Here is a 21,883-nt window from a genome sequence, read left to right as displayed (position 1 = left end):
TCCCGGCGTGAACACATTATCGAGCGTCTATTCTCTCGTGAACATAGACGGCCATTAATGGTTTCTGGCTAATCAAATTATTAGAATTTTCATTATTTTGCATTAGTCTTCTAATTATAGTGTATCGCCGTCAAGTCGGCTATGTGTGTCACTTAATACGATGAGCTCATTGTCGTTTTCGTCTAGAATATGCGCCTTTTCCTCTGCCAGGAATCGATATGGCTGCAAGCTACCCCTCTCACCTTCCGGCGGCGTATCTGTCCGGGCATGGTGATCGCCAATTTGATGGTTTGGCCAACAAGTTTGCTGCGGGGCTCTATGGCAGTGTGCGAGGCGATATCCGCCTAGCCGTTCTGGATCATCTGTTGCCTAGGCTTCTTGCTCTGTCTGGCCAGCCCATGCTGGATGTGGGAGGAGGACTCGGCCAGATGGCGCGCTGGTTCGCTGAACGGGGGCATCCGGTGACGCTGCTCGAGCCCTCGGGCGAGATGCTGGCTCGGGGGCGAGAAATGCTTGCTGCCCATGATGTGAAGGTGGTTCAGGCCCCGTTGCAGGATCTGGCGGAGCAGGCGCCGGGGCCCTGGCCGCTAATTGTCTGCCACGCGGTGCTTGAGTGGCTGGCCGATCCGCGAAGTGCGCTGATGCGGATGGCGGATGCGTTGGCGCCCGGCGGCCAACTGTCGCTGATGGTTTTCAACCGTGATGCCCTGCGTCTGTCTAATATGGTCAAAGGCAATTTTGACAAAGTGCTTGATGACCGGCTCGCGGGCACCGGCCAGCGTCAGCGGCTAACGCCCATCTCGCCGCTGACGCATGGCCAGATTGAGACCTGGGCCAGTGAAGCAGGGCTGACTCTCAAGGCCTGCGCTGGCGTACGTGTCTTCCATGATTATCTCAAGGCGCGCGAGCTCGAGCCTGGGGCGCTCGACAAGCTGGTGGAGCTTGAGCGACGCTACTGCGATGTCGAGCCTCACTGGCGCCTGGGGCGCTACCTGCTTTACACCCTGACGCGGCCGGTCGATACCGCCGAGGTGTCTTCCTCTTTTTCTTCATCGCCCACCGGAGCCTGACTGATGTCTGCCGAGACGCCCACGTGCCAGCTGTTGGAACGCCAATCCATGGACTACCGTGACTGGCTTTGGGTGGCACCACCTGAGGATACGTGGCTCACGAAGGGCGACGGGCGATTGCTGTCTGCCGATCACGGCGTCGTAGAAACTTGGAAAACACAGGGCAAGGTGGCTTTCTCGGCCTTGGAAACAACGCTGCCAGCACCGGCGGGTGCGGTCTTGTTCTGGCCTAAAGCCCATGCCCTGGGGGAGTGGTGGTTGCTCAGACTCTGCCAGGCGCTTCCTGCCGGCACACCGCTACAGGTAGTGGGGGAGAACAAGGGCGGTATCAAGCGTGTCCTCAAGGTATTGGCGGCGCTGGGGCTTGGCTGTCGCCAGCGAGATAGTGCCCGTCGTTGCACTCTGTTCGAGACCTGCCTCGAGCCCGTGAATCTCGATCCCGATCTTGCCTGGACGCAGTTCGACGCAGAAGGCTTGACGCTCAAGAGCCACCCCGGCGTATTTGGTCACGGCAAGCTTGATGATGGGACTCGGCTGCTGCTCGAGACGCTGTCGGAGGCATTGCCTGATCTTGATGCCGGCGCCAAGAGCGAGGGCCAGACTGGCGCTTCCGTACTCGATGTGGGCTGCGGCGACGGCATTCTCTCAGCCTGGCTGGCCCGCCGCGGTGCCTCGGTAACGGCGGTGGATGTCAATGCCTTCGCGGTAGAAGCGACCCGTCGCACCCTAGCGGCCAATCACTTGCAAGGTGAGGTCCTGGAAAGCGATGTCTATTCTCGGCTCGAAGGGCGCCGCTTCGACACCATCGTCAGCAATCCGCCTTTCCATCAGGAGCGAGCGATCGACTACGGCCCAGCCGCCCGCTTGATTCGTGAGGCACCCGCCCATCTGGCTCCTGGCGGTAAGCTGGTGCTGGTGGCTAATGCCTTCCTGCCCTATCCCGACCTGCTCGAGGCCGCTTTCGGCAACTTCAAGATCCTCGCCGATGACCGACGGTTTCGGGTTTATCTGGCGAAAAAAGCCAACGGGTAGCATGCTTAGGCGATCTGTTTATCGTGCAAGGAGTGCTCGTCATGACTATGGGTCGGATCATGGGGGCCCTGATTCTAGGCGGCCTGTTGATGCTGGGGCTGGTGTGGGGTGGCAGTTATATTCGCGCCGCCGCTCAGGTGTGGAAACAGGCTGATCGCGTAGTGACGGTCAAGGGGCTGGCCGAGCGGGAGGTGCCCGCCGATCTCGCCTTGTGGCCACTGCACTTCAGTGTAACGGGTGATCGGTTGGGGCCCTTGCAAGCGGAAATGGCGGCCTCTGAGGAGCGCATCCGCGACTTTCTGATCGCCCAAGGCTTTGATGCCGGCAACATCAGTGTCACGCCGCCCAACGTCCGCGACCTGCAGGCCGAGAGCTACGGTCAGCCGCCTCCCGAGGAGCGCTATCGCGGCGAGGCCACCGTGCTGCTGCGCACGCCCAAGGTAGCGAGGGTCAAGGCTGCCATGCCCAAGACCGGCACTCTGGTAGGCAACGGCGTGTTGTTGTCACCCAACTATGAGTACCGCATCGAATTTCTGTTCACCGGACTTGAAGCCATCAAGCCCGAGATGATCGCCGATGCTACCCAGGATGCACGTCGTGCCGCCGAGCAGTTCGCCAACGATGCTGGCAGCGCCGTGGGGCATATTCGAAGTGCAAGCCAGGGATATTTCTCCATCAACGACCTGGACAGCTATACCCCGGATATCAAGCGGGTCCGGGTGGTCACGACGATCGATTACGCCTTGGACGACTGACGCATCCGATCAAGTCGTTAATACGACCCGCAAAGCAAGTTTGAACGCTTCAAGGAGCGCCTCATGTCGGTGGTAGAGAACATCGTCTCGCTGGGGCCCTAGCTCGACTTGGGCGTGCGGTACTGAATCGCGGTGATCACATAGGTGGTCTGGCCAGCGGGGGCGGCTACCGTCGCTTCTTCGTCCAGTGCCTTGCCGAGCAGGGCCTTGGCCAGGGGCGCATCGACGCTGATCCAATGCTGGTCACTGCGGGTTTCGTCGTGGCCGACGATGCGGATCTCGAGTTCATCACCATTCTCGTCCTCCAGGGTGACGAAGGCCCCGAAATAGACCTTGCTGGTGTCTGCCGGCAAGCGATCCACCACCTGCAATTCGTCCAGCCGATTGGTCAGGTAGCGAATGCGCGCGATGACACGGTTCAGCTCTTTCTTGTTGTAGGTATAGTCGGCGTTCTCGCTGCGATCGCCGAGCGCCGCTGCCTCGCCAACCTTGGTCGAAAGTTCAGGGCGCTTTACCCGTGACAGGTGATCGAGTATGCCCTTGAGCCGGGCATGGCCCTCGGCGGTGATCAGACGGCTCTTGGGCTCCTGACGCGGATCCTTAGCGGGATCTCGCCAGCGTGTCATGTTACGACCTTTCATGGCATGGCCCTCTTGGCAGTGTTGCTGGGCACCTTACGCAAGCCGTGTCGGTGCGCCAAGCCCTGGCTGTGCTTGGCAAGGTCTACGACACAAGTCGCGCAGGCAAGCAATCAAACGTTCGTTAGAGTGTGATGATCATCACACCTATCCTGTCATAGAGGACGTTTGCCATGTCACTACCTATCACTTTTCTTGCTGCCTTAGCCCTCGGGGGCTGCCTGGTGACGTCGGGACTCGCTCAGGCCGATGATGCGGTCCAGAGTCAGTCGGCGTCTCTCAAGGCGTCAAACACGAGTGTTCAGGGCGATTCGCAGACATCCACCGCTCCCTGGCGGTCGCAGTTGAACGCGCTTATCGCGCGGTTTGAGCGTATTAGCACCACCCTCTCAGAGGATGAGCAGGCAGAAGCCCTCGAGGCGCTAGCTGCCGAGGCTCGCGGCCTTGGGGAGCGCTACCCCAGCCAGCCGGACGTTCTGGTATGGCAGGGCATCATCTTCGCTTCCGAAGCACGTGCCAAAGGCGGCGTCAGTGCGCTGGGGCTCGCCAAGGAAGCCAGAGAGGTGCTGGAGCGCGCCGTGGAACTCGACCCCGCAGGGCTTCGGGGCTCGGCCTATGTGACCCTGGGAGCATTGTACGACCGGGCGCCGGGCTGGCCGCTGGCCTTTGGCGATGAAGCGACGGCCGAGCGCATGTTCGAGCGGGCGCTGGAAATTCGCCCCACGGGTATCGACGTGCATTTCTACTTTGCCGCCTTCCTTGAGGAAGAGGGGCGACTGGATGAAGCTCGGGCGCATCTTAAACGCGCCATCGACGGCCAGTCGCGGTCAGCTCGCGTGGCGACCGACGAGGCCTTGCGTGAAGAGGCCATCCGCCGGCTCGCCAAACTCGGATGATGAACGCCACAAGCGCTCAAACGCCGGTGATCGCAATAGTGTCGACTGTGTAGCGAAACCTTCCGGCAGGGCGCTATTGAATGGGGCAGAACTAGGCAAGAAGCTAGGCAAGAAAGTAGGCAAGAAGGTGCAGACGCCAATGCATGCAAGACGCGGTGCCAGTGGCTGCGATACGCTTGGTGCCCATGATGCCGACTGATGACGTTACCTCTCTGCCCGATGTGCTCGCGGGCCCGCTGTTGCGCCGCTCGGGTACTGAGCGGCTGGTGCTGTGGCTGGTGGGCACTCGCGAACTGTCCCTTGAGCTTGTGCTGACGCCCGCGGATGGTAGCGAACGTTGGCACCGGACTCTGAATGAATCGCAGTGTCGCTGCCTGCCGGTTGGGCGCCATGCGGTCGTCCACCTGATCGACGTCACGCTGGAGACGCCGCTCCCCGAAGATGTACGCATCGATTATGACCTGGTGATCCGCGACGCACCTGCCGGCGAGCGCAGCATCGCCGAATGGGCGCCCCATCTGTGTTATGAGGATGCCGCACTGCCGGGTTTCGTGATCGCCTCGCGTATCGGCCAGTTGCTGCACGGCTCCTGCCGTAAACCGCATCATCCCGGCGGCGATGGCTTGGTGCGTGCCGATGAGTGGCTTAGCGAGCGCGTCACAGAAGCCAGTGAGCGGCCGGCCTGGCTGTTGATGACCGGTGATCAGATCTATGCTGACGACGTCGCCGGGCCGATGCTTGCCGCCATTCATGCACTGATCGCACGTCTTGGACTGGTTGATGAGGCGCTCGAGGGCGCCGACGTGAAAGATAGCCCTGAGCTTTATGCCTCGGCCAAGAGCTACTATGCCCGGGAAACGCTGTTGCCCGATGTTTACACCTCCGAGGCGCTACGCGAACGCTTCTTCGGCGGGGTGCGCAAGCCGGTCTTCACCACCGCAAATGCACACAATCACTTGATTACCTTCGCCGAAATGCTGGCCATGTACCTTTTGGTCTGGTCACCGGTGCCTTGGCGGCTGGTTACACCGGCGATGCCATCCCTCGCTGCCAACTACCGCGAGCAGTACGAGGATGAAGCCGCGGTGATCGAGGATTTTGTGGCCGGCCTGCCGGCCGCGGCACGGGTGATGGCCAATGTGCCGACCCTGATGATTTTCGATGATCATGACGTGACCGATGACTGGAACCTCACCGCCGCCTGGGAAGAAACCGCCTACGGCCATCCTTTCTCGCGGCGAATCATCGGCAATGCGCTGCTGACTTACCTGCTCTGCCAGGGCTGGGGAAACGACCCGGATCGGCTCGCCGAGCCTGTCGAGGACCTGGCCGGCCTGCTGGACGGTGCGGTGATGCTGTGCGAAGAAGGGGAGCCCTACGCGAGCGCGAGCAGCGGGTGGCTTGACGCCGAGGCCCAGGATACGGTGATCGCCGACCTTTTGCGTTTCGAGGGCTGGGAGGTTGTGGTGCCGGGTACGCCCAAGCTTGTGATGCTCGATACCCGTACCCGGCGCTGGCGCAGCGAAGTACGTCGTCATCGTCCATCCGGGCTGATGGACTGGGAGGCTCTGTGCGAGTTCCAGCAGGAGCTACTCGGCGAATCCTCGGTGTTGATCGTGTCGCCGGCCCCGATGTTCGGCGTCAAGCTGATTGAAGCCGTACAGAAGCTCTTCGCCCTGGCCGGCAAGCCGTTGCTGGTCGATGCCGAGAACTGGATGGCCCATCGCGGGGCGGCCAGTGTGATGCTCAATATCTTTCGCCATTCTCGTACGCCGGGTAACTACGTGATCCTCTCCGGCGACGTGCATTATTCTTTTGTCTACGACATCAAGGTACGCCACCGCCAACAGGGGCCAACACTTTGGCAGATCACCTCGAGCGGTTTGAAGAACACCTTCCCCGATACCTTGCTCGACTGGTTCGACCGGCTGAACCGTTGGCTCTATGCGCCGCGCTCGCCGCTCAATTGGCTCACCAAACGCCGGGATTTGCGGATTCGCCCGCGCGACCCGGATCGGGCCAAGGCCGGTGAGCGGCTTTGGAATGGCGCCGGTATCGGCCTGGTGCGTCTGGATGAGCAAGGCCGACCCCAAGAGGTGCGCCAACTCGACGCCCGTGGCTTTGACGTGCGTTTCCCGCCCCGCGACGAGCGCTGACGCATGGTAGGGACCTCATGTCCAAGGTTGGCAGGGGGCGTTCGGGCCGGGATAATGACTCTTTTTTGATTGTGACCCGGAGGCCCGATGGGCAAGCATCACGACCCGACTCCCGATCTTGCTAAGCCGCGCTTCGGTCAGGCTGATGTCGAGCGTCTGGAAGATGAGTGTCTGCAGCAGGGCTTCTTTCGTCTCGAGCGTCGACATCTGCGCCACCGTCGCTTCGAGGGAGGATGGAGCCCCGAGATTGCACGCGAAGTGCATGTTCGCTTCGATGCCGTGGGCGTGTTGCTCTATGACGTCGAGCGCGACACCGTGGTGCTTGTCGAACAGATCCGCGCCGGTGCCCTGGGCGATGCCGTCAGCCCCTGGAAGCTGGAGCCAGTGGCTGGGCTGATCAAGCCGGGCGAGTCGCCAGCCGAGGTGGCCAGACGTGAAGCCATCGAAGAGGCCAACTGTCCGATCGATGAGCTGATCGAGCTGCACCGCTATTACCCGAGCCCCGGCGCCTGCAATGAGCGGGTCACCCTGTTCTGTGGCCTGGTCGACAGTGCTCCGCTCGGCGGGGTGCATGGGCTCGATGAGGAACACGAAGACATTCAGGTTCATGTGCTACCGTATCTGAAGGCTTGGGAGTTGCTCGACGCCGGTCGACTCGACAATGCCATGTGCCTGATCGCCTTCCACTGGTTGGCGCGCGAGCGGGCCTCACTGCGCGCACGGAGGTAACCCTGTGGCCAGAACCGCCTACGTCACCGATTTGAAGACCTTGCAGGGCGAATGCAGCGCCAACTACCTGCGGCTCAGCCGTTTGTTGGGCGAGCTTGGGGCCGGCGAGCAGCGCGATGTCGCCCTGTCGGGGCGCGATCAGCGCTTCGGCACGCTGCACCTTGAGGTGCTTGAGCATGCCCCCTACACGACCATCGTGCGTGTCAGTCAGTCTGGGGTGCTCGATGCCGTTATCGACCCGCCCTGCATGCGGGTGCACCTCTACCATGATGTACGCATGGCCGAGGTCACCGATTTCCAGCGTCAGCGTCACTTCCGCGGCCGCTACCGTTATCCCAACGCGCGCATGCACCAGCCCGACGAGAAGCTTCAGCTCAATCGCTTCCTGGGCGAATGGCTCGAGCACGGCATGGCGCATGGTCACTCCTTTGATGTCCCGGTGCTGCGCTGATGCGTCTGATTCAAGTCACTGATACACACCTGCATGCCGATCCCAAGGCACGTTCGCGTAATGGCTTTCCGCTGCGCCAGCTCCATGCCGTTCTCGAGCATGCGAAGCGACAGCGGCCCGACATACTGATGGTGACCGGTGATGTCAGTCAGGACGAGACCTTGGCCTCTTATGATCACGCTCAGGAGGCCTTCACTTCCATTGGCTGCCCCTGGTTCTGGTTGCCCGGCAACCATGACCAGCCGGAACTGATGGAAGAATATCGCCAGCTCAATAGTGAGGTCGATCTGGGCCACTGGCGGCTGCTGCTGCTCGATACCCGTGTCCATGGCCAGCCTCATGGTGAGCTGGGTCAAGCCAAGCTGCAGGCGTTGGCCGATCAGCTCGAAGGCGATGACCGCCCGACCATGCTGGTGATGCACCATCCGCCGGTGCTCATCGGCTCGCAGTGGATGGATGAGATCGGCCTTCTTGATCGCGAGGCGTTATGGCAAACACTCGCAGCCTATGGCCAGGTGCGGGCCATCCTCTGTGGCCATATCCACCAGGCCTTCGCCAGTCGTGAGTCGCTTGCCGAGGGCGAAGTGGCCGTCTTTGGCTGCCCGGCCACCACGGATCAGTTCCTGAGTGGCTCGGCGGACTTCGCCGTCGACGAGGCCTCGCGGCCCGGTTACCGGGTAGTCGATTTTAATGAGGATGAACTGACCACCTGGATAGAACGTGTCGATCTATGACGGCCGCTATCTCACCGCCTGAAGCCAACGCCTCCCTAAGCGCCCCAAGCGTCATCGCTGGGCGCCTGGTTTTCAGTCCCTTCACATTCCAGTCCTCTCACATGGCGTGTGACCGCATTGGCCATGGCTGGAAGGGGTGATCCGGTATCTTTATAGCTTTTGAAGCTTAAAAGATAGTTCTTCATTCTTTGACGTTATCAGCGCCTCCTCGTTACCCTAGGCTCATTACACTGCCGCGAGTCCGCAACAGCGGGGATTTTCGGCTGGTCGTGTCCCATCAATAGAGCCCGAAACGCCGATGACCGAGTTAACCCCAGAACGCCAGACCCATCTGAAGCAACTCGAAGCCGAGTCCATTCATATCATTCGTGAGGTGGCCGCCGAGTTCGCCAACCCGGTGATGCTCTACTCGATCGGCAAGGACTCCTCGGTGATGCTGCACCTGGCTCGCAAGGCCTTCTATCCGGGCACGCCGCCGTTCCCGTTGATGCACGTCAACACCACCTGGAAGTTCCGCGAGATGATCCAGTTCCGTGACCGCATGGCCAAAGAGGCCGGCATGGAACTGATCGAGCACATCAACGAGGAAGGCCGGGCAGCGGGCATCAATCCGTTCGACCACGGCAGCTCCAAGTACACCGACATCATGAAGACCGCCTCGCTCAAGCAGGCGCTCGACAAGCATGGTTTCGATGCCGCCTTCGGTGGCGCACGGCGTGACGAGGAAGCCAGCCGCGCCAAGGAGCGTGTCTACTCCTTCCGTGACAAGTTCCACCGCTGGGATCCCAAGAAGCAGCGCCCGGAGCTGTGGAGCATTTACAACGCCAAGGTCAACAAGGGCGAGTCGATCCGTGTCTTCCCGCTGTCCAACTGGACCGAGCTCGACATCTGGCAGTACATCTATCTGGAATCGATCCCTATCGTGCCGCTGTACTTCTCCGCGCCGCGCCCGGTGGTGAATCGCGATGGCATGGACATCATGGTCGACGATGAGCGGATGCCGCTTGCCGAAGGCGAGGTGCCCGAAGAGAAGTGGGTGCGCTTCCGTACCCTGGGGTGCTACCCGCTGACCGGGGCCGTTGAATCCACGGCCACCACGCTGCCCGAGATCATTCAGGAGATGCTCTTGACCCGTACCTCTGAGCGCAGCGGTCGTGCCATCGACCACGACCAGGCCGGTTCAATGGAGAGGAAGAAGCGCGAGGGCTACTTCTAGGCTCGCGCCACCGCCTTTTTCGTTCGCCTTTTTCCGCCGGCCGGCGCCCGCGCTTGATCACTGCGCGTCTCGCCCGTCGGCCAGACTCTTCCGGGATATGTCATGGCTCATCAATCAAACCTGATCGCCGACAACATCGAGCAGTACCTGCACGAGCACGAGAACAAGGACCTGCTGCGTTTCATTACCTGCGGCAGCGTCGATGACGGCAAGTCGACCCTGATCGGACGACTGCTGCACGACTCCAAGATGATCTACGAGGATCAGCTCGCCGCTATCACTCAGGCCTCCAAGACCAGTGGCACCACCGGCGACCAGGTCGACCTGGCGCTGCTGGTCGACGGCCTGCAGTCCGAGCGAGAGCAGGGCATCACCATCGATGTCGCCTATCGCTTCTTCTCCACCGACAAGCGCAAGTTCATCATCGCCGACACCCCGGGGCACGAGCAGTACACCCGCAACATGGCGACCGGGGCCTCTACCGCGAGTCTGGCAGTGATTCTGATCGATGCGCGCTATGGCGTGCAGACCCAGACGCGCCGCCACAGCTATATCGCCGACCTGCTGGGCATCCAGCATCTGGTGATTGCGGTCAACAAGATGGATCTGGTCGACTTCAGTGAAGCGCGCTTCAACGAGATCGTCGCCGAGTATCAGGCCTTCGCCGGTAACCTCAACGCCCCGGACATCCGCTTCGTGCCGTTGTCCGCGCTGACCGGCGACAACGTGGTCAACGGCAGTGAGCAGATGGACTGGTATGAAGGACAGCCGCTGCTCTCGCTGCTGGAGACCGTCGAGATCGCCCACGACAGCAATCTCACCGATCTGCGCATGCCGGTGCAGTACGTCAACCGCCCGAACCTCGACTTCCGCGGCTACTGTGGCACCCTGGCCGCCGGCGTCTTGCGTCCCGGTCACCCCATCAAGGCTCTGCCGTCCAACAAGACGAGCAAGGTCGAGCGCATTGTCACCTTCGATGGCGATCTGGATGAGGCCTACCCCGGCCAGGCGATTACGGTGACGCTTGAGGACGAGATCGATATCTCCCGCGGCGACTGGCTGGTTGGTGTGGATGACGAGGTACCGATGTCCAACGCCTTCGAGGCCGATATCGTCTGGATGCATGAAACCGCGTTGGAGCCCGGTCGGCCGTATGATCTTAAGCTTGCCACTCGCGACCTGACCGGCCAGGTGAGTCGTCTCGACTACCAGGTCGACGTCAACAGCCTCGAGCACAAACCGGCCGAGCGCCTCGAGCTCAACGCCATCGGCCGCTGTCACGTGGAGCTGACCACCGAGGTACCGGTGGATGACTACCGCCGTAGCCCGGGGACCGGCAGCTTCATTGTCGTCGACCGCCTGACCAACGTCACCGTCGGCGCCGGCATGATCCGTGGTACGTCCAAGGGCAGTGGTCAGGTCAACGGTGAGGTCGACTGGCAGGCCTTCGAGGTCGAGCTCAACGCCCTGGTGCGCAAGTACTTTCCGCATTGGGAAGCCAAGGATGTGAGCCAATTACTGGGGCGCTGATACCCCGCTTGGCTGATGCCGTATGACGAAACGCCCCGCCACCTTGAGTAGCGGGGCTTTTTTATGCCCCGCAAGCGAGTCCTGTGCTGTCGGGACCTCGGGGCTAGTCTTTCAATCCCAGGCGCCTGGCCACGCGGTGCAGGTTACCGGGATCAATGTTAAGCCCCCTGGCGGTAGCGGCCCAGTTGTCGGCGTTGGCCGCTAAATGGGCCTGAATCAGGCGTCGCTGGAAGTTGTCGGTCGCTTCGCGCAGCGGCAGGTTGAGCGCCTCACTGGTCGTGGCGTCTGGCGGTGTGCTGGCGGTTTCGCCGAAGACGGGCATCGCCTCGGTTGGCTGATTGGGCAACGCCAGATGGTGTGGCGACAGGCGCAGGATCGTCTGGTGTCGCGCTGCGGAATGGATAGCTCGCTGCTCACCGAGAGCCCTCAGCGCCGCCCGGGCCAAGGTGTGCTCGAGCTCACGCACGTTGCCCGGCCACTGCCAGGCGGTCAGCGCGGCCATGGCGTGGGCGTCGAGGCGTAGGTTGGCAACGCCGAGGCGTATCCGGTTGTCCTCGAGGAAATGGCCAGCCAGCAGAGAAATGTCCTCGGGCCGTTCGCGAAGTGGCGGAACGGTGAGCGGGAACGCATTCAGACGGTGGTAAAGATCCTCACGGAAACGGCCGGCGTCGACTTCGCTTGCCAGGTCACGATTGGTGACGGCGATGATGCGCACATCAACGCGTATCGTACGCTCGCTGCCCAGTGGCTGAATTTCGCCTTCCTGCAGTACCCGCAGCAGCTTGGGCTGTAGGGCAAGAGGCAGTTCTCCCACCTCATCGAGCATCAGGGTGCCGCCATCGGCCATGGCGAAGTGTCCGCGGCGCTCCGACATGGCGCCAGAGAATGCACCGCGGCGGTGGCCGAACAGCTCGCTTTCGATCAGGTGCTCGGGAAGTGCCGCGCAGTTGACCTGTACAAGAGGGCCGTGATGGCGCTGGGAGCGGGCATGCAGGGCCCGCGCCACTGCTTCCTTGCCGACCCCGGTCTCACCATGCAGCAGTACGTTCATGTCGGTCGGCGCCACCAACGACAGGGCATTCATGAGGCGGCTCATGGGCGGGCTGTGCCAGTGTTGCAGGGGGGCTTTGCCCTGATCGTCTTCCAGCGCCTCGCTGAGCTGGCGACGTGTGGTGCTGAGCTGCTCCGCGACGCGCAGACAGGTGCCAAGCAGGCGTGCGGCAGCCAGCAGCTGGTCTTCATCCAGGCTGGACAGCCCCTGGACGGTCAGGGCATCGAGTGTCAGCAGGCCAAGCAGCCGGTCACCGTCTCTGAGGGCGACGCCCAGGCAGTCATGCACCTGGCTCAAGTCTTCGTCGAGCAGGCCATCGAAGGGGTCGGGCAGGTCGCTGTCGGGGGGAAAGCGGCAAATGCTGGGGTGAGCGGCAATGGCGGCCAGGCGCGGGTGCTCCTGCAATCGGAAGGGGCGGCCCCGCACATCGTCGGGCAGTCCCAGAACCGCCACCGGACGCAGAGCGTCCTGATCCATCACCATCAGGGTACTGGCATCGGCGCGGGTCTCGCCGACCAGCGTATTCAGCAGTCGGGTCCAGTCATCGTGGAAGGTATCGTCGGTGTCGCCTTCGGAAAGACGAGCGAGCAGATCGCGCAGGGCATCCAGAAAAGTCGTCATGTAGATGTCTTAATGACAATGATTTGTCTTAATGACACCAGCATGGCTGTCATATTGTCAATTATCACTGCTGAGATCCATTCATCGAACCACCGGTGAGTCGGGGAGTGTATCGGCACAGGCCCCATATCCCGTGGCCTGTCAGCATTTTTTGATGAAGTGGGCATTATTGGCATGGCGGTTGCAAAAAGGGTGCTGTGAAGCGGGCATGAGAGGCGATGTCTCTACTCCCCTTTAGCGTTGCAACAATAGCTGTTGCGCCAAGCGACTTGACCCAGAGTGAGAACCTGCATGTTGACCAATGAACAGGAACGCCTGATTGATGCGACTGCCCCTGTGGTGGCCGAGCACCTTGATGCCATTACCCAGCGCTTCTACCCGCTGATGTTCGAGCGTTATCCAGAGGTCGCGCCACTGTTCAACCAGGCCCACCAGGTCGATGGGGCTCAGCCCAAGGCGCTTGCTGGGGCGGTGCTTGCGTATGTGCAGTTGCGTCGTGATCCCGCCGAGGCGCGCCGGGTACTGGCCACGGTGGTCAGCAAGCATGTGTCGCTGGACATCCGCCCCGAGCAATACCCGATCGTCGGTGAGTGCCTGATGGCGGCGATCGGCGAGGTGTTGGGCGATGCCGTGACCCCCGAGATTGCCGATGCCTGGAGCGCGCTCTACGAGGAACTGGCCGGGCTGCTGATTGAGCTTGAAGCGCATCGCTATCATGAATTCGCTCAGCGTGAGGGCGGCTGGCACAGCATGCGGACCTTCCGCATCGCCGCGACCCACCAGGAAAGCTCGGTCATCCGCTCCTTCGTGTTGGTCCCTGAGGATGGCGGACCGGTGGCCGACTTCTCGCCGGGCCAATACATCGGGGTGCGACTCACGATTGATGGAGAGCCGGTCTATCGTCATTACAGCCTCTCGGCCTCACCCAACGGGCGCAGCTACCGGCTGTCGATCAAGCGCGAGGCCGAGGGACGGGTTAGCCGGCATTTCCATGATGTGCTGGGGGTTGGCGACACGCTGTCGCTGTTACCGCCAGCCGGGGATCTGACGCTTGCCGAAGGCGATGAGCCACTGATGCTCGCCAGCGGCGGTGTGGGGCAGACGCCAATGTTGCCGCTGGCAACGCAAGCGCTGGAGCAGGGTCGCCACGTCGTCTATCTCCATGCGGCACTGGATCGAGAGCATCATGCCTTCGCCGAGGAACTCGCGGCGCTGGTGGCGGCCTATCCCCAGCAGCTCAAGAGCGTGACGCTTTATGAGAACGCAGTGGACGAGACGCCCGTCGATCATGTGGGCCGCCTCGATCGTGAGCTGATCGCACGTTATCTACCGGCGGGCGAGCCGCGCTGCTATTTCGTCGGCCCTCAGGGCTTCATGGCCGCGGTTGATAGTGCCCTGGAGTCCTTGGGTGTTGCCGAAGATCATCGCCACTTCGAGCATTTCGGGCCCTCGCGCTCGCTTCATGCCGCCTGAGGAGTAACATCATGGCCGCAGAGAGCCACCAGCCGCGATTATCGGCGCTGAGTCGGGTCATGCCGTTGTGGCGGCTGGCCTTTCGCCCCTTCTTCCTGTTCGGGGCGCTGTTCAGCCTGCTTTCGATGGTGGTCTGGGGCGCCTTCTGGCACGGTAGCCTGTTGCTTGCGCCTCAGGGCGGCATGGTCTGGTGGCACCAGCATGAAATGCTGTTCGGCTTCGTCGCGGCGATTGTGGCGGGCTTCCTGCTGACCGCCGTCCAGAACTGGACAGGCCAGCGCAGCCTGCACGGCTGGCCGCTGCTCGCCGTCGTGCTGGTGTGGCTGGCAGGGCGCCTCGTGATCGCTTTCCCTGGCCTGATGGCTCCGTTCAGCGGGCCGAGCGGGCTCCCGGTTGCGCTGGTTGACCTGGCCTTCCTGCCGCTGGTGGCGGGGGCGATGGCGCGGCGAGTCATCGGGGTGAAACAGTGGCGTAACCTGATCTTCGTGCCGGTGCTGGCGCTGCTGGTGGTGGCCAATGTCCTGATGCACGGGGGCCTGGCTCAGGGTGATGGCGCCCTGGTGCGCACGGGGGCGCACCTTGCGGTACTGCTAATCACCCTATTGATGGTCGTTATCGGTGGCCGGGTGATTCCCTTCTTCACCTCGCGTCATCTGAATCGGCCCAAGGCCGAGCCCTGTGCCAGGCTGGAGTGGCTGGCCATCGGCGGCGTGGCGTCGCTGGTGCTGATTGGGCTTTCGAGGGCGGTGGGGATCGAAGCGCCGGCCATTCTGACCGCGGTGCTTGCCATCGTGGCCGGCGTCGCCAACCTGCTGCGTCTGGCGCGCTGGGACGGCTGGCGTACGCGTCATGAACCGCTGCTGTGGGGGCTTCATGCGAGCTATGCCTTCGTTGGCCTGGGGCTTGTCATGTTTGGTCTGGCTAGCCTTGAGGTGCTGTCGCTATCCTTGGCGATCCATGCCCTGACCGTGGGCGGCATGGCGACCATGATCCTGTCGATGCTGTCGCGGGTCTCGCTTGGGCATACCGGCCGCACCATCAAGGCCCTACCTGGGATCGGCATGGCCTTGGGCATGATGCTGCTTGCGGCGGCGCTTCGGGCGCTGGTGCCGGCACTATGGCCACAGATTACCCACTGGACGCTGAGCCTGAGCATTCTGCTGTGGTGCCTCGCCTATACGGTCTTCGTCCTGCATTACGCCTGGCCGCTGTTATCGGCGCGACCCGATGGAGGGGAGGGGTGAGGGGCGCTTTTCTGCCCCTCTTCTGTCCCTGTCTTGCCTTAGCCTGGTTTGGTCGCGATCAGTACGGCACGCCGCGGTGCCGGGTGGCCTTCGATGGTGCGATGAGAGTCCTCAGGGTCGAGGAAGTCGGCCAGTGACTGGAAGCTCATCCATTCGGTCGAGCGCTGTTCATCGAGGCTGGTCTCGGCCTCGTCGACCACCCGCACGTTTTCGAAACCGCAGCGCTCGAGCCAGTGAGCGAGGGCCGCGGAGGAGGGCAGGAAATAGACGTTGGGCATCGCGGCGTAGCGCTCGCCGGGCATGAAGACTGTCGTGACATCCCCCTCCACCACCAGGGTTTCCAGCACCAGCTCACCGCCGGGGCGCAGGGCGTCCTTGAGCTGATGGAGGTGCTCGAGCGGAGAAGGGCGATGATAGAGCACCCCCATCGAGAACACGCTGTCGAAGGCCTCGAGCCGCTCGGGCACGTCCTCGATGCCCACCGGTAGGAAGTGGGTGCGGCCCTCGTCGGCGTCGCCCACGAAGTGGCGCACCGCCTGGAACTGGTAGAAGAAACGCGGCGACGGGTCGATCACCAGTACGAAGGTGGCCCCGGCGCCGGCCATCCGCCAGGCGTGATAGCCGCTGCCGCCGCCCACGTCGAGCACCCGGCGACCCGCGAGCGGCGAGAGGTGCGGGGCCACTCTTTGCCACTTCCAGTCCGAGCGCCACTCGGTATCGATATGAATGCCGCCGAGCGTGTAGGGTCCCTTGCGCCAGGGCGCTAGCTTCTTCAGAAGGTTATGGCACTGGCGGCTCTGAGGCTCGGTCAGGGCCACCTCGACGCTGACCGTATCCTGGTCGAGTATGACGTGTCGCTCATCGGGGAGTGCTGGCAGCTTGGCCACCGCCTTCTCCCAGGCGGGCAGGTCGCCGTGGCGCTTGCGATCGAGGCCGCGGGCCAGCTGGTCGGGAAGGCGGGCCAGCCATGACTCGAGGCCTTGGTCGATAAAGGCATGATAGAGGCGGCGATGGGAATCCGGTGACAACACTCAGGCGTCCTTGAAGGCAATGATCGAGGCGAAGTTCAGGTACTGGAACCAGGTCTGGCTGCGCGGAAAGCCGGCACGGGAGAGGCGCGCATGGTGGGCGGCGAGAGTGTCCGGCACCAGCACGTTCTCGAGCGCGGTGCGCTTCTGGCTGATTTCCATGTCGCTATAACCGTTGGCGCGCTTGAAGTCGTGGTAGCGCTCGACCAGCCAGGCGTTCTCCTGCTCGTCCTCGGCGACGATCTTCTCGGAGAGCACCAGCACGCCACCGGGCTCCAGGGCATCGTAGAGCGCCTTTATCACCGCCTCGCGATCCGCGGGGGGCAGGAACTGCAGGGTGAAGTTGAGCACGATCATGCCCGAGGGCCGGTAGTCCATGGTGCGGATATCGCCCTCGACGACCTCGATGGTGTGCTCGGGGCATTCGGCCGCGAAGGTCTCGCGCGCGCGGCTGACCATCGCCGGCGACAGGTCGACCCCGGTCAGGCGAAAGGCGTCCGCCGAGAGGCGGCCGGCGAGTGCCAGGCTCACGGCGCCGAGCGAGCAGCCAAGGTCGTAGACGTGGGCGCCGTGGCGCAGGTGGCGCTCGGCAATCACCCCGAGCATACCGAGTATCTGGCCATACCCCGGCACCGAGCGACGGATCATGTCGGGGAAACAGGCTACCACCTGCTCGTCGAAGGAAAAGCGCGCCACCCGGTCTAGGGGTGTCGAAAAGATCGCGTCACGGTAAGATGCATCACTCATGGCGTTGTGTCAGGGTCGTCAAGAATTTCGGGCATTCTACGCCCCGCGCCGTCAAGCTGCACGATTCGCCACTGCCTGCGTATTCACCGTGCTCGTCAAGGAGAGATACCATGAGCCGCCGACCGTCTATTGATCAGCAACCCGCTTGGCAGGCACTGGAGGCCCACGCCCGTGAAATGCGTGATGTTCACCTCAAAACGCTATTCGAGGATGCCACCGCTGCAGGCCGTGAGCGTTATGCCCTTTACAGCCGGAGCGCTGCGGGGCTGACGCTTGATCTCTCCAAACAGCGCTTTAGCGAAGAGACCTTCGAGGGGCTGATGGCACTCGCTCGTGAGGCTGGAGTGCCCGAGGCCATTTCTCGGTTGCTGGCCGGTGAGCGGGTCAACCAATCGGAGGATCGCCCGGCGCTGCACACCGCGCTGCGCCTGCCGGCTGATGCCCATCTTGAGGTCGAGGGCCATGACCTGGTGCCCGCGGTGCATGAAACCCTCGACCGCATGGAGGCGATGGTCGACAAGTTCCTCGCCGGCCAGTGGCGCGGGGCTACCGGCAAGGCGATCAGTGACGTGGTCAACCTGGGGGTCGGGGGGTCGGATCTTGGCCCGCTGATGGTGACGCATGCGCTCGCTGACTATCGCCCCGATGGTGTTCATGACATCAATGTGCACTTCGCCTCGACCATGGATGGCTCTCAGCTCGCCGATTACCTCGCACGGCTTAATCCTGAGACCACGCTGTTCGTGCTGTCCTCGAAGTCCTTCACTACCATCGATACCCTGTCGAACGCCCGTACGGCGCGGGACTGGTTGTTGGGTCGGTTGGTCCATGATGATCACGAAGAGCCCCACGCCATCGACCGGGCCCTGGTGATGCGCCAGCACTTCATTGGTGTTTCGGCGAGTCCCGAGAAGATGGCGGAATGGGGCATCGCGCCGGCCAATCAGCTCGAGTTCTGGGAGTGGGTCGGTGGGCGCTACTCACTGTGGGGCGCCATCGGGTTGCCCATCGCCTTGATGGTGGGGATGCCCAACTTCCGCGCACTGCTGGGTGGGGCCCATGCCATGGACCGTCACTTCCAGGAGGCGCCGCTAGAGGACAATCTGCCTGTTCTGTTGGGGCTCGCCGGCATCTGGAACGTCAACTTCCTGGATATTCGCGCGCACTCCATCCTGCCCTACGATGGGCGGCTCGAGTATTTCGCAAGCTATCTCGAGCAGCTCGAGATGGAATCCAACGGCAAGTCGGTGACCAATGAAGGCGAGATGACCGCTTACTCCACCTGTCCGGTGCTGTGGGGCCAGCTGGGTCCCAATGCGCAGCATGCCTTCTATCAGCTGCTGCACCAGGGTACCCAGTCCGTGGAGTGCGACTTCATTGCCCCACTGCGCCGCTATGACCGTGTCGAGAACGATGACACCCGCGCGCACCTGAAGGCACAGCATCGCCTGACACTGGCCAACTGCTTCGCCCAATCGCGCCTGCTGATGCTGGGGGACGATGCCATCGAGGATGATGGCCCACGGCCGAGCCATAAGCGCTATCGTGGTAACCAGCCTTCAAGCACCGTGCTGCTTGACCGCCTGACGCCACACACCCTCGGGGCGCTGATCGCGCTTTACGAGCATAAGGTGTTCGTCCAAGCCACGATCTGGGACATCAATCCCTTCGATCAGTGGGGCGTGGAGCTCGGCAAGCAGATCGCCGGTGAGACCGAGCGCATCCTCGGATCCCGTGAGGGCCTGGAGACGATGGACGACTCCAGTCGCGGACTGATCGAGGCCTTGTGGGGCGCCGAAGATCAGGCCAGCAAGGAAGCCGCAACGTCGAGCGCCGGTCAGTCTTGATGCTGGATGTGCATACAGGATGTGCGGTATGCTGAGCCCAGCCATCGATCGTGAGACGGTACCGGTCAGTGGCGTACTCTATCTACACGGTTTCAACAGCGGGATCAGTTCGCCCAAGTCGCGGCTGATGCGTGCCGCCTGTGACGCTGTCGAGGGGGAGCCCTTGCCCTGTGCGGCGCCGCAGCTACCGCATCGCCCCGACCAGGCCCTGGCTGTCGCCGAGGCGGCACTTAATACGCTGGGGTCGCGCCCGCTGCTGGTGGGCAGTTCCATGGGCGGTTTTCTGGTCAGCTGCCTTGCTGAGCGACGGGGCCTGCCGGCGGTAGTTATCAACCCGGCGGTGCGACCGGCGCAGTTGGTGCGGGGCTGGATCGGTGAGGCCTTCGCCAATGCGGATACCGGCGAGCACTTCGTGATCGACCATCATCATCATGAGGCGCTCGAAGCCCTGACACCGCCGCGGTTGACGCCTGCGCATTATTTGCTACTGCTGGGCACCGCTGATGAGACCCTGGACTGTCGCGAGGCCTTCACGGCCTATGCCGGATGTTCCACCATCCTGCATCCCGGCGGCGATCATGGCTTCAGCGCGCTCGCCGACTATCTGCCGGCGATACTGGCGCACGGTGGACGTCGCCTGAGACCGGGCCGCATCACCACGATCTAATAACCCGCATGACGATAGGCTTCGCTTGAAGAGCCGTCGAGCGCAGACGCTTTTCAGGCATAGCCCGGCGGCGTGCCGTCCGCCTCGTTCATTGCCACACACCTGGACAACGCATGACGCAATACAGTGCTAGTTCCATCGAGGTTCTTTCCGGACTCGAACCGGTGCGTAAACGCCCCGGCATGTACACGGATACCTCGCGCCCCAATCATCTGGTTCAGGAAGTCATCGACAACAGCGTCGATGAGGCCCTGGCCGAGCATGCCCGTCATATCCAGCTGCGCCTGCTTGACGATGGCGGCATTGAAGTCGCCGATGATGGCCGCGGCATGCCCATCGACATCCATCCCGAACACGGCGTCTCGGGGATCGAGCTGATCCTTACCAAGCTGCATGCCGGTGGCAAGTTCTCGCAGTCGAGCTACCGCTTCTCGGGTGGTCTGCATGGGGTTGGCGTGTCGGTGGTCAACGCCTTGTCGCGGCGTCTCGAGGTCGAGGTCTGCCGCGATGGTAATCGCCACGCCATCGCATTTGAGCACGGCGAGAAGGTCTCGGACCTGGCCGTCATCGGCAGCTGCGCCAAGCGTGCCACTGGCACCCTGGTGCGATTCTGGCCCGACGAGAGCTACTTCGATAGCCCCAGGCTTGCCCTGCCGCGACTGAAGCACCTGTTGCGCGCCAAGGCGGTGCTCTGCCCGGGCCTCAAGGTGACCCTCACCGAGGCCGATGGCAGCCAGAGCGATTGGCAGTACGAGGATGGCCTGCGCGACTACCTGGCCCAGGCTACCGATGGCTTCGAGGTACTGCCTGCCTCGCCGTTCATTGGCCACTTTGCCGATGATGAACAAGGGGTCGACTGGGCGGTGCAGTGGTTGCCGGAAGGCGGTGAGCCGCTGATGGAATCCTACGTTAACCTGATCCCCACGCCGCTCGGCGGCACCCACGTCAATGGCCTGCGCTCGGGGCTCCTCGAAGCGCTGCGTGAGTTCTGTGAATACCGCAGCATTCTGCCGCGAGGCGTAAAGCTGACCGCTGATGACCTCTGGGAGCGCGTCTCCTACGTGTTCTCGGTGAAGATGCTCGATCCGCAGTTCGCTGGCCAGACCAAGGAGCGGCTGTCTTCTCGGGTCGTAGCAGGCTTCGTCTCCGGCGTGGTCAAGGATGCGTTCTCGCTGTGGCTCAATCACCACGTCGACCAGGCCGAGGCGCTGGCGGAACTGGTGATCAGCGCCGCCCAGCGTCGCCAGAAGAGCGCCAAGAAGGTGGCTCGCAAGAAGGTGACGTCTGGCCCGGCGCTGCCGGGCAAGCTCGCCGACTGCGCGGGCCAGGACCCGTCAGCCAGTGAGCTGTTCCTGGTCGAGGGCGACTCCGCCGGGGGCAGTGCCAAGCAGGCGCGTGATCGCGAAACGCAGGCGATCCTGCCCCTGCGCGGCAAGATCCTCAACACCTGGGAAGTCGAGTCGCATGATATCTACGGCTCCCAGGAGGTCCACGACATCGCCGTGGCCATCGGCATCGATCCGGTCAGCGATGACCTGTCGAAGCTGCGTTATCACAAGATCTGCATCCTCGCCGATGCCGACTCCGACGGCTTGCATATCGCGACGCTCCTGTGCGCGCTCTTCGTGCGCCACTTCCCGGCGCTGGTGGCAGCCGGCCATGTATTCGTGGCCATGCCACCGCTGTATCGCATCGACCTGGGCAAGGAAGTGCACTACGCCCTCGATGAAAGCGAGAAGGGCGCAATTCTCAAGCGCCTGGAAGGGAAACGCGGCACCGTCAATGTCCAGCGTTTCAAGGGTCTTGGCGAGATGAGCCCGCTGCAGCTCCGTGAGACCACCATGGCCGCCGACACACGCCGTCTGGTGCAGCTGACCCGCGAGGAGGGTGACGGCACCCTCGAGATGATGGACATGCTGCTCGCCCGCAAGCGTGCCGGCGATCGCAAGAGCTGGCTTGAGGACTACGGCAATCTGGCAGACATAGAGGTTTGATTCC

19 protein-coding genes are annotated in these 21,883 nt (G+C 62.6%); 15 read left to right on the top strand and 4 right to left on the bottom strand.

The features are described 5' to 3' along the window. The first annotated feature begins 218 nt into the window (after window positions 1-218). Genes ETC27_RS01085 through ETC27_RS01075 form a run of 3 tightly spaced genes read left to right on the top strand, consistent with a single transcriptional unit; the run spans window position 219 to window position 2,857 of the window. Window positions 219-1,070, top strand: coding sequence for a methyltransferase domain-containing protein (locus ETC27_RS01085; RefSeq protein ID WP_136253143.1), 852 nt, complete (start codon window positions 219-221; stop codon window positions 1,068-1,070). Between the two features lie 3 nt (window positions 1,071-1,073). Then, window positions 1,074-2,102 (top strand): methyltransferase, encoded by a 1,029-nt coding sequence (locus tag ETC27_RS01080; protein WP_136253142.1) that lies wholly within the window; start codon window positions 1,074-1,076, stop codon window positions 2,100-2,102. A gap of 41 nt (window positions 2,103-2,143) precedes the next feature. Continuing rightward, window positions 2,144-2,857 carry an SIMPL domain-containing protein gene (locus ETC27_RS01075; protein WP_205742658.1) on the top strand — a complete coding sequence of 238 codons (714 nt, stop codon included), beginning with the start codon at window positions 2,144-2,146 and terminating at the stop codon, window positions 2,855-2,857. A 98-nt stretch (window positions 2,858-2,955) separates the two neighbouring features. Here the strand turns inward: ETC27_RS01075 and greB are convergent, their stop codons facing one another. Further along, complete coding sequence (greB, locus tag ETC27_RS01070; RefSeq protein ID WP_136253141.1) at window positions 2,956-3,498, bottom strand: transcription elongation factor GreB; 543 nt, start codon at window positions 3,496-3,498, stop codon at window positions 2,956-2,958. 170 nt (window positions 3,499-3,668) lie between these two features. On the opposite strand from greB, the gene ETC27_RS01065 reads away from it, so the two are divergent. The 7 genes from ETC27_RS01065 (at window position 3,669) to cysN (ending at window position 11,207) form a co-directional block, all read left to right on the top strand. Next, complete coding sequence (locus ETC27_RS01065) at window positions 3,669-4,391, top strand: tetratricopeptide repeat protein (protein WP_136253140.1); 723 nt, start codon at window positions 3,669-3,671, stop codon at window positions 4,389-4,391. Between the two features lie 188 nt (window positions 4,392-4,579). After that, complete coding sequence (locus ETC27_RS01055) at window positions 4,580-6,547, top strand: metallophosphoesterase family protein (RefSeq protein ID WP_439331779.1); 1,968 nt, start codon at window positions 4,580-4,582, stop codon at window positions 6,545-6,547. An 87-nt stretch (window positions 6,548-6,634) separates the two neighbouring features. Beyond that, window positions 6,635-7,276, top strand: coding sequence for an NUDIX domain-containing protein (locus tag ETC27_RS01050; RefSeq protein WP_136253137.1), 642 nt, complete (start codon window positions 6,635-6,637; stop codon window positions 7,274-7,276). A 4-nt stretch (window positions 7,277-7,280) separates the two neighbouring features. Next, window positions 7,281-7,727, top strand: coding sequence for a DUF1249 domain-containing protein (locus tag ETC27_RS01045; RefSeq protein WP_136253136.1), 447 nt, complete (start codon window positions 7,281-7,283; stop codon window positions 7,725-7,727). Next, on the top strand, window positions 7,727-8,461 hold the full coding sequence (locus tag ETC27_RS01040) for a metallophosphoesterase (protein WP_136253135.1): 735 nt from the start codon (window positions 7,727-7,729) through the stop codon (window positions 8,459-8,461). Before ETC27_RS01045 ends, ETC27_RS01040 begins: the two co-directional genes overlap by 1 nt. A gap of 298 nt (window positions 8,462-8,759) precedes the next feature. Next, window positions 8,760-9,677, top strand: coding sequence for a sulfate adenylyltransferase subunit CysD (cysD, locus tag ETC27_RS01035; protein WP_136253134.1), 918 nt, complete (start codon window positions 8,760-8,762; stop codon window positions 9,675-9,677). 102 nt (window positions 9,678-9,779) lie between these two features. Next, window positions 9,780-11,207, top strand: a complete 1,428-nt coding sequence (gene cysN, locus ETC27_RS01030) for a sulfate adenylyltransferase subunit CysN (RefSeq protein ID WP_136253133.1) — start codon at window positions 9,780-9,782, stop codon at window positions 11,205-11,207. 103 nt (window positions 11,208-11,310) lie between these two features. On the opposite strand, the gene norR is transcribed toward cysN, so the two are convergent. Beyond that, window positions 11,311-12,879, bottom strand: a complete 1,569-nt coding sequence (gene norR, locus ETC27_RS01025; protein ID WP_136253132.1) for a nitric oxide reductase transcriptional regulator NorR — start codon at window positions 12,877-12,879, stop codon at window positions 11,311-11,313. Between the two features lie 291 nt (window positions 12,880-13,170). On the opposite strand from norR, the gene hmpA reads away from it, so the two are divergent. Together hmpA and ETC27_RS01015 are read left to right on the top strand one after the other, a co-directional pair. Continuing rightward, on the top strand, window positions 13,171-14,352 hold the full coding sequence (gene hmpA, locus ETC27_RS01020; RefSeq protein WP_136253131.1) for an NO-inducible flavohemoprotein: 1,182 nt from the start codon (window positions 13,171-13,173) through the stop codon (window positions 14,350-14,352). Window positions 14,353-14,363: 11 nt separating this feature from the next. Further along, complete coding sequence (locus ETC27_RS01015; protein ID WP_205742657.1) at window positions 14,364-15,596, top strand: NnrS family protein; 1,233 nt, start codon at window positions 14,364-14,366, stop codon at window positions 15,594-15,596. Between the two features lie 38 nt (window positions 15,597-15,634). Here the strand turns inward: ETC27_RS01015 and cmoB are convergent, their stop codons facing one another. Continuing rightward, the gene (gene cmoB / locus ETC27_RS01010; RefSeq protein ID WP_136253130.1) at window positions 15,635-16,627 is read right to left on the bottom strand and encodes a tRNA 5-methoxyuridine(34)/uridine 5-oxyacetic acid(34) synthase CmoB; all 993 of its coding nucleotides are present in this window, start codon (window positions 16,625-16,627) and stop codon (window positions 15,635-15,637) included. Next, window positions 16,628-17,371 carry a carboxy-S-adenosyl-L-methionine synthase CmoA gene (gene cmoA, locus ETC27_RS01005; RefSeq protein WP_136253129.1) on the bottom strand — a complete coding sequence of 248 codons (744 nt, stop codon included), beginning with the start codon at window positions 17,369-17,371 and terminating at the stop codon, window positions 16,628-16,630. 110 nt (window positions 17,372-17,481) lie between these two features. Here cmoA and pgi point away from each other — a divergent pair, with 110 nt between their 5' ends. The 3 genes from pgi to parE all read left to right on the top strand — a co-directional run bounded on the left by pgi (window position 17,482) and on the right by parE (window position 21,879). Further along, on the top strand, window positions 17,482-19,218 hold the full coding sequence (pgi, locus tag ETC27_RS01000; RefSeq protein ID WP_136253128.1) for a glucose-6-phosphate isomerase: 1,737 nt from the start codon (window positions 17,482-17,484) through the stop codon (window positions 19,216-19,218). Window positions 19,219-19,246: 28 nt separating this feature from the next. Continuing rightward, window positions 19,247-19,885 (top strand): YqiA/YcfP family alpha/beta fold hydrolase, encoded by a 639-nt coding sequence (locus ETC27_RS00995; RefSeq protein WP_136253127.1) that lies wholly within the window; start codon window positions 19,247-19,249, stop codon window positions 19,883-19,885. A gap of 113 nt (window positions 19,886-19,998) precedes the next feature. Continuing rightward, window positions 19,999-21,879, top strand: coding sequence for a DNA topoisomerase IV subunit B (parE, locus tag ETC27_RS00990; RefSeq protein ID WP_136253126.1), 1,881 nt, complete (start codon window positions 19,999-20,001; stop codon window positions 21,877-21,879). Window positions 21,880-21,883 lie beyond the last annotated feature (4 nt).

It is taken from the genome of Onishia niordana, assembly GCF_004798965.1.
GTDB lineage: Bacteria > Pseudomonadota > Gammaproteobacteria > Pseudomonadales > Halomonadaceae > Onishia > Onishia niordana.
Note: the sequence above shows the minus strand (reverse complement) of the source record. Positions and strands in the feature narration are given on the sequence as shown.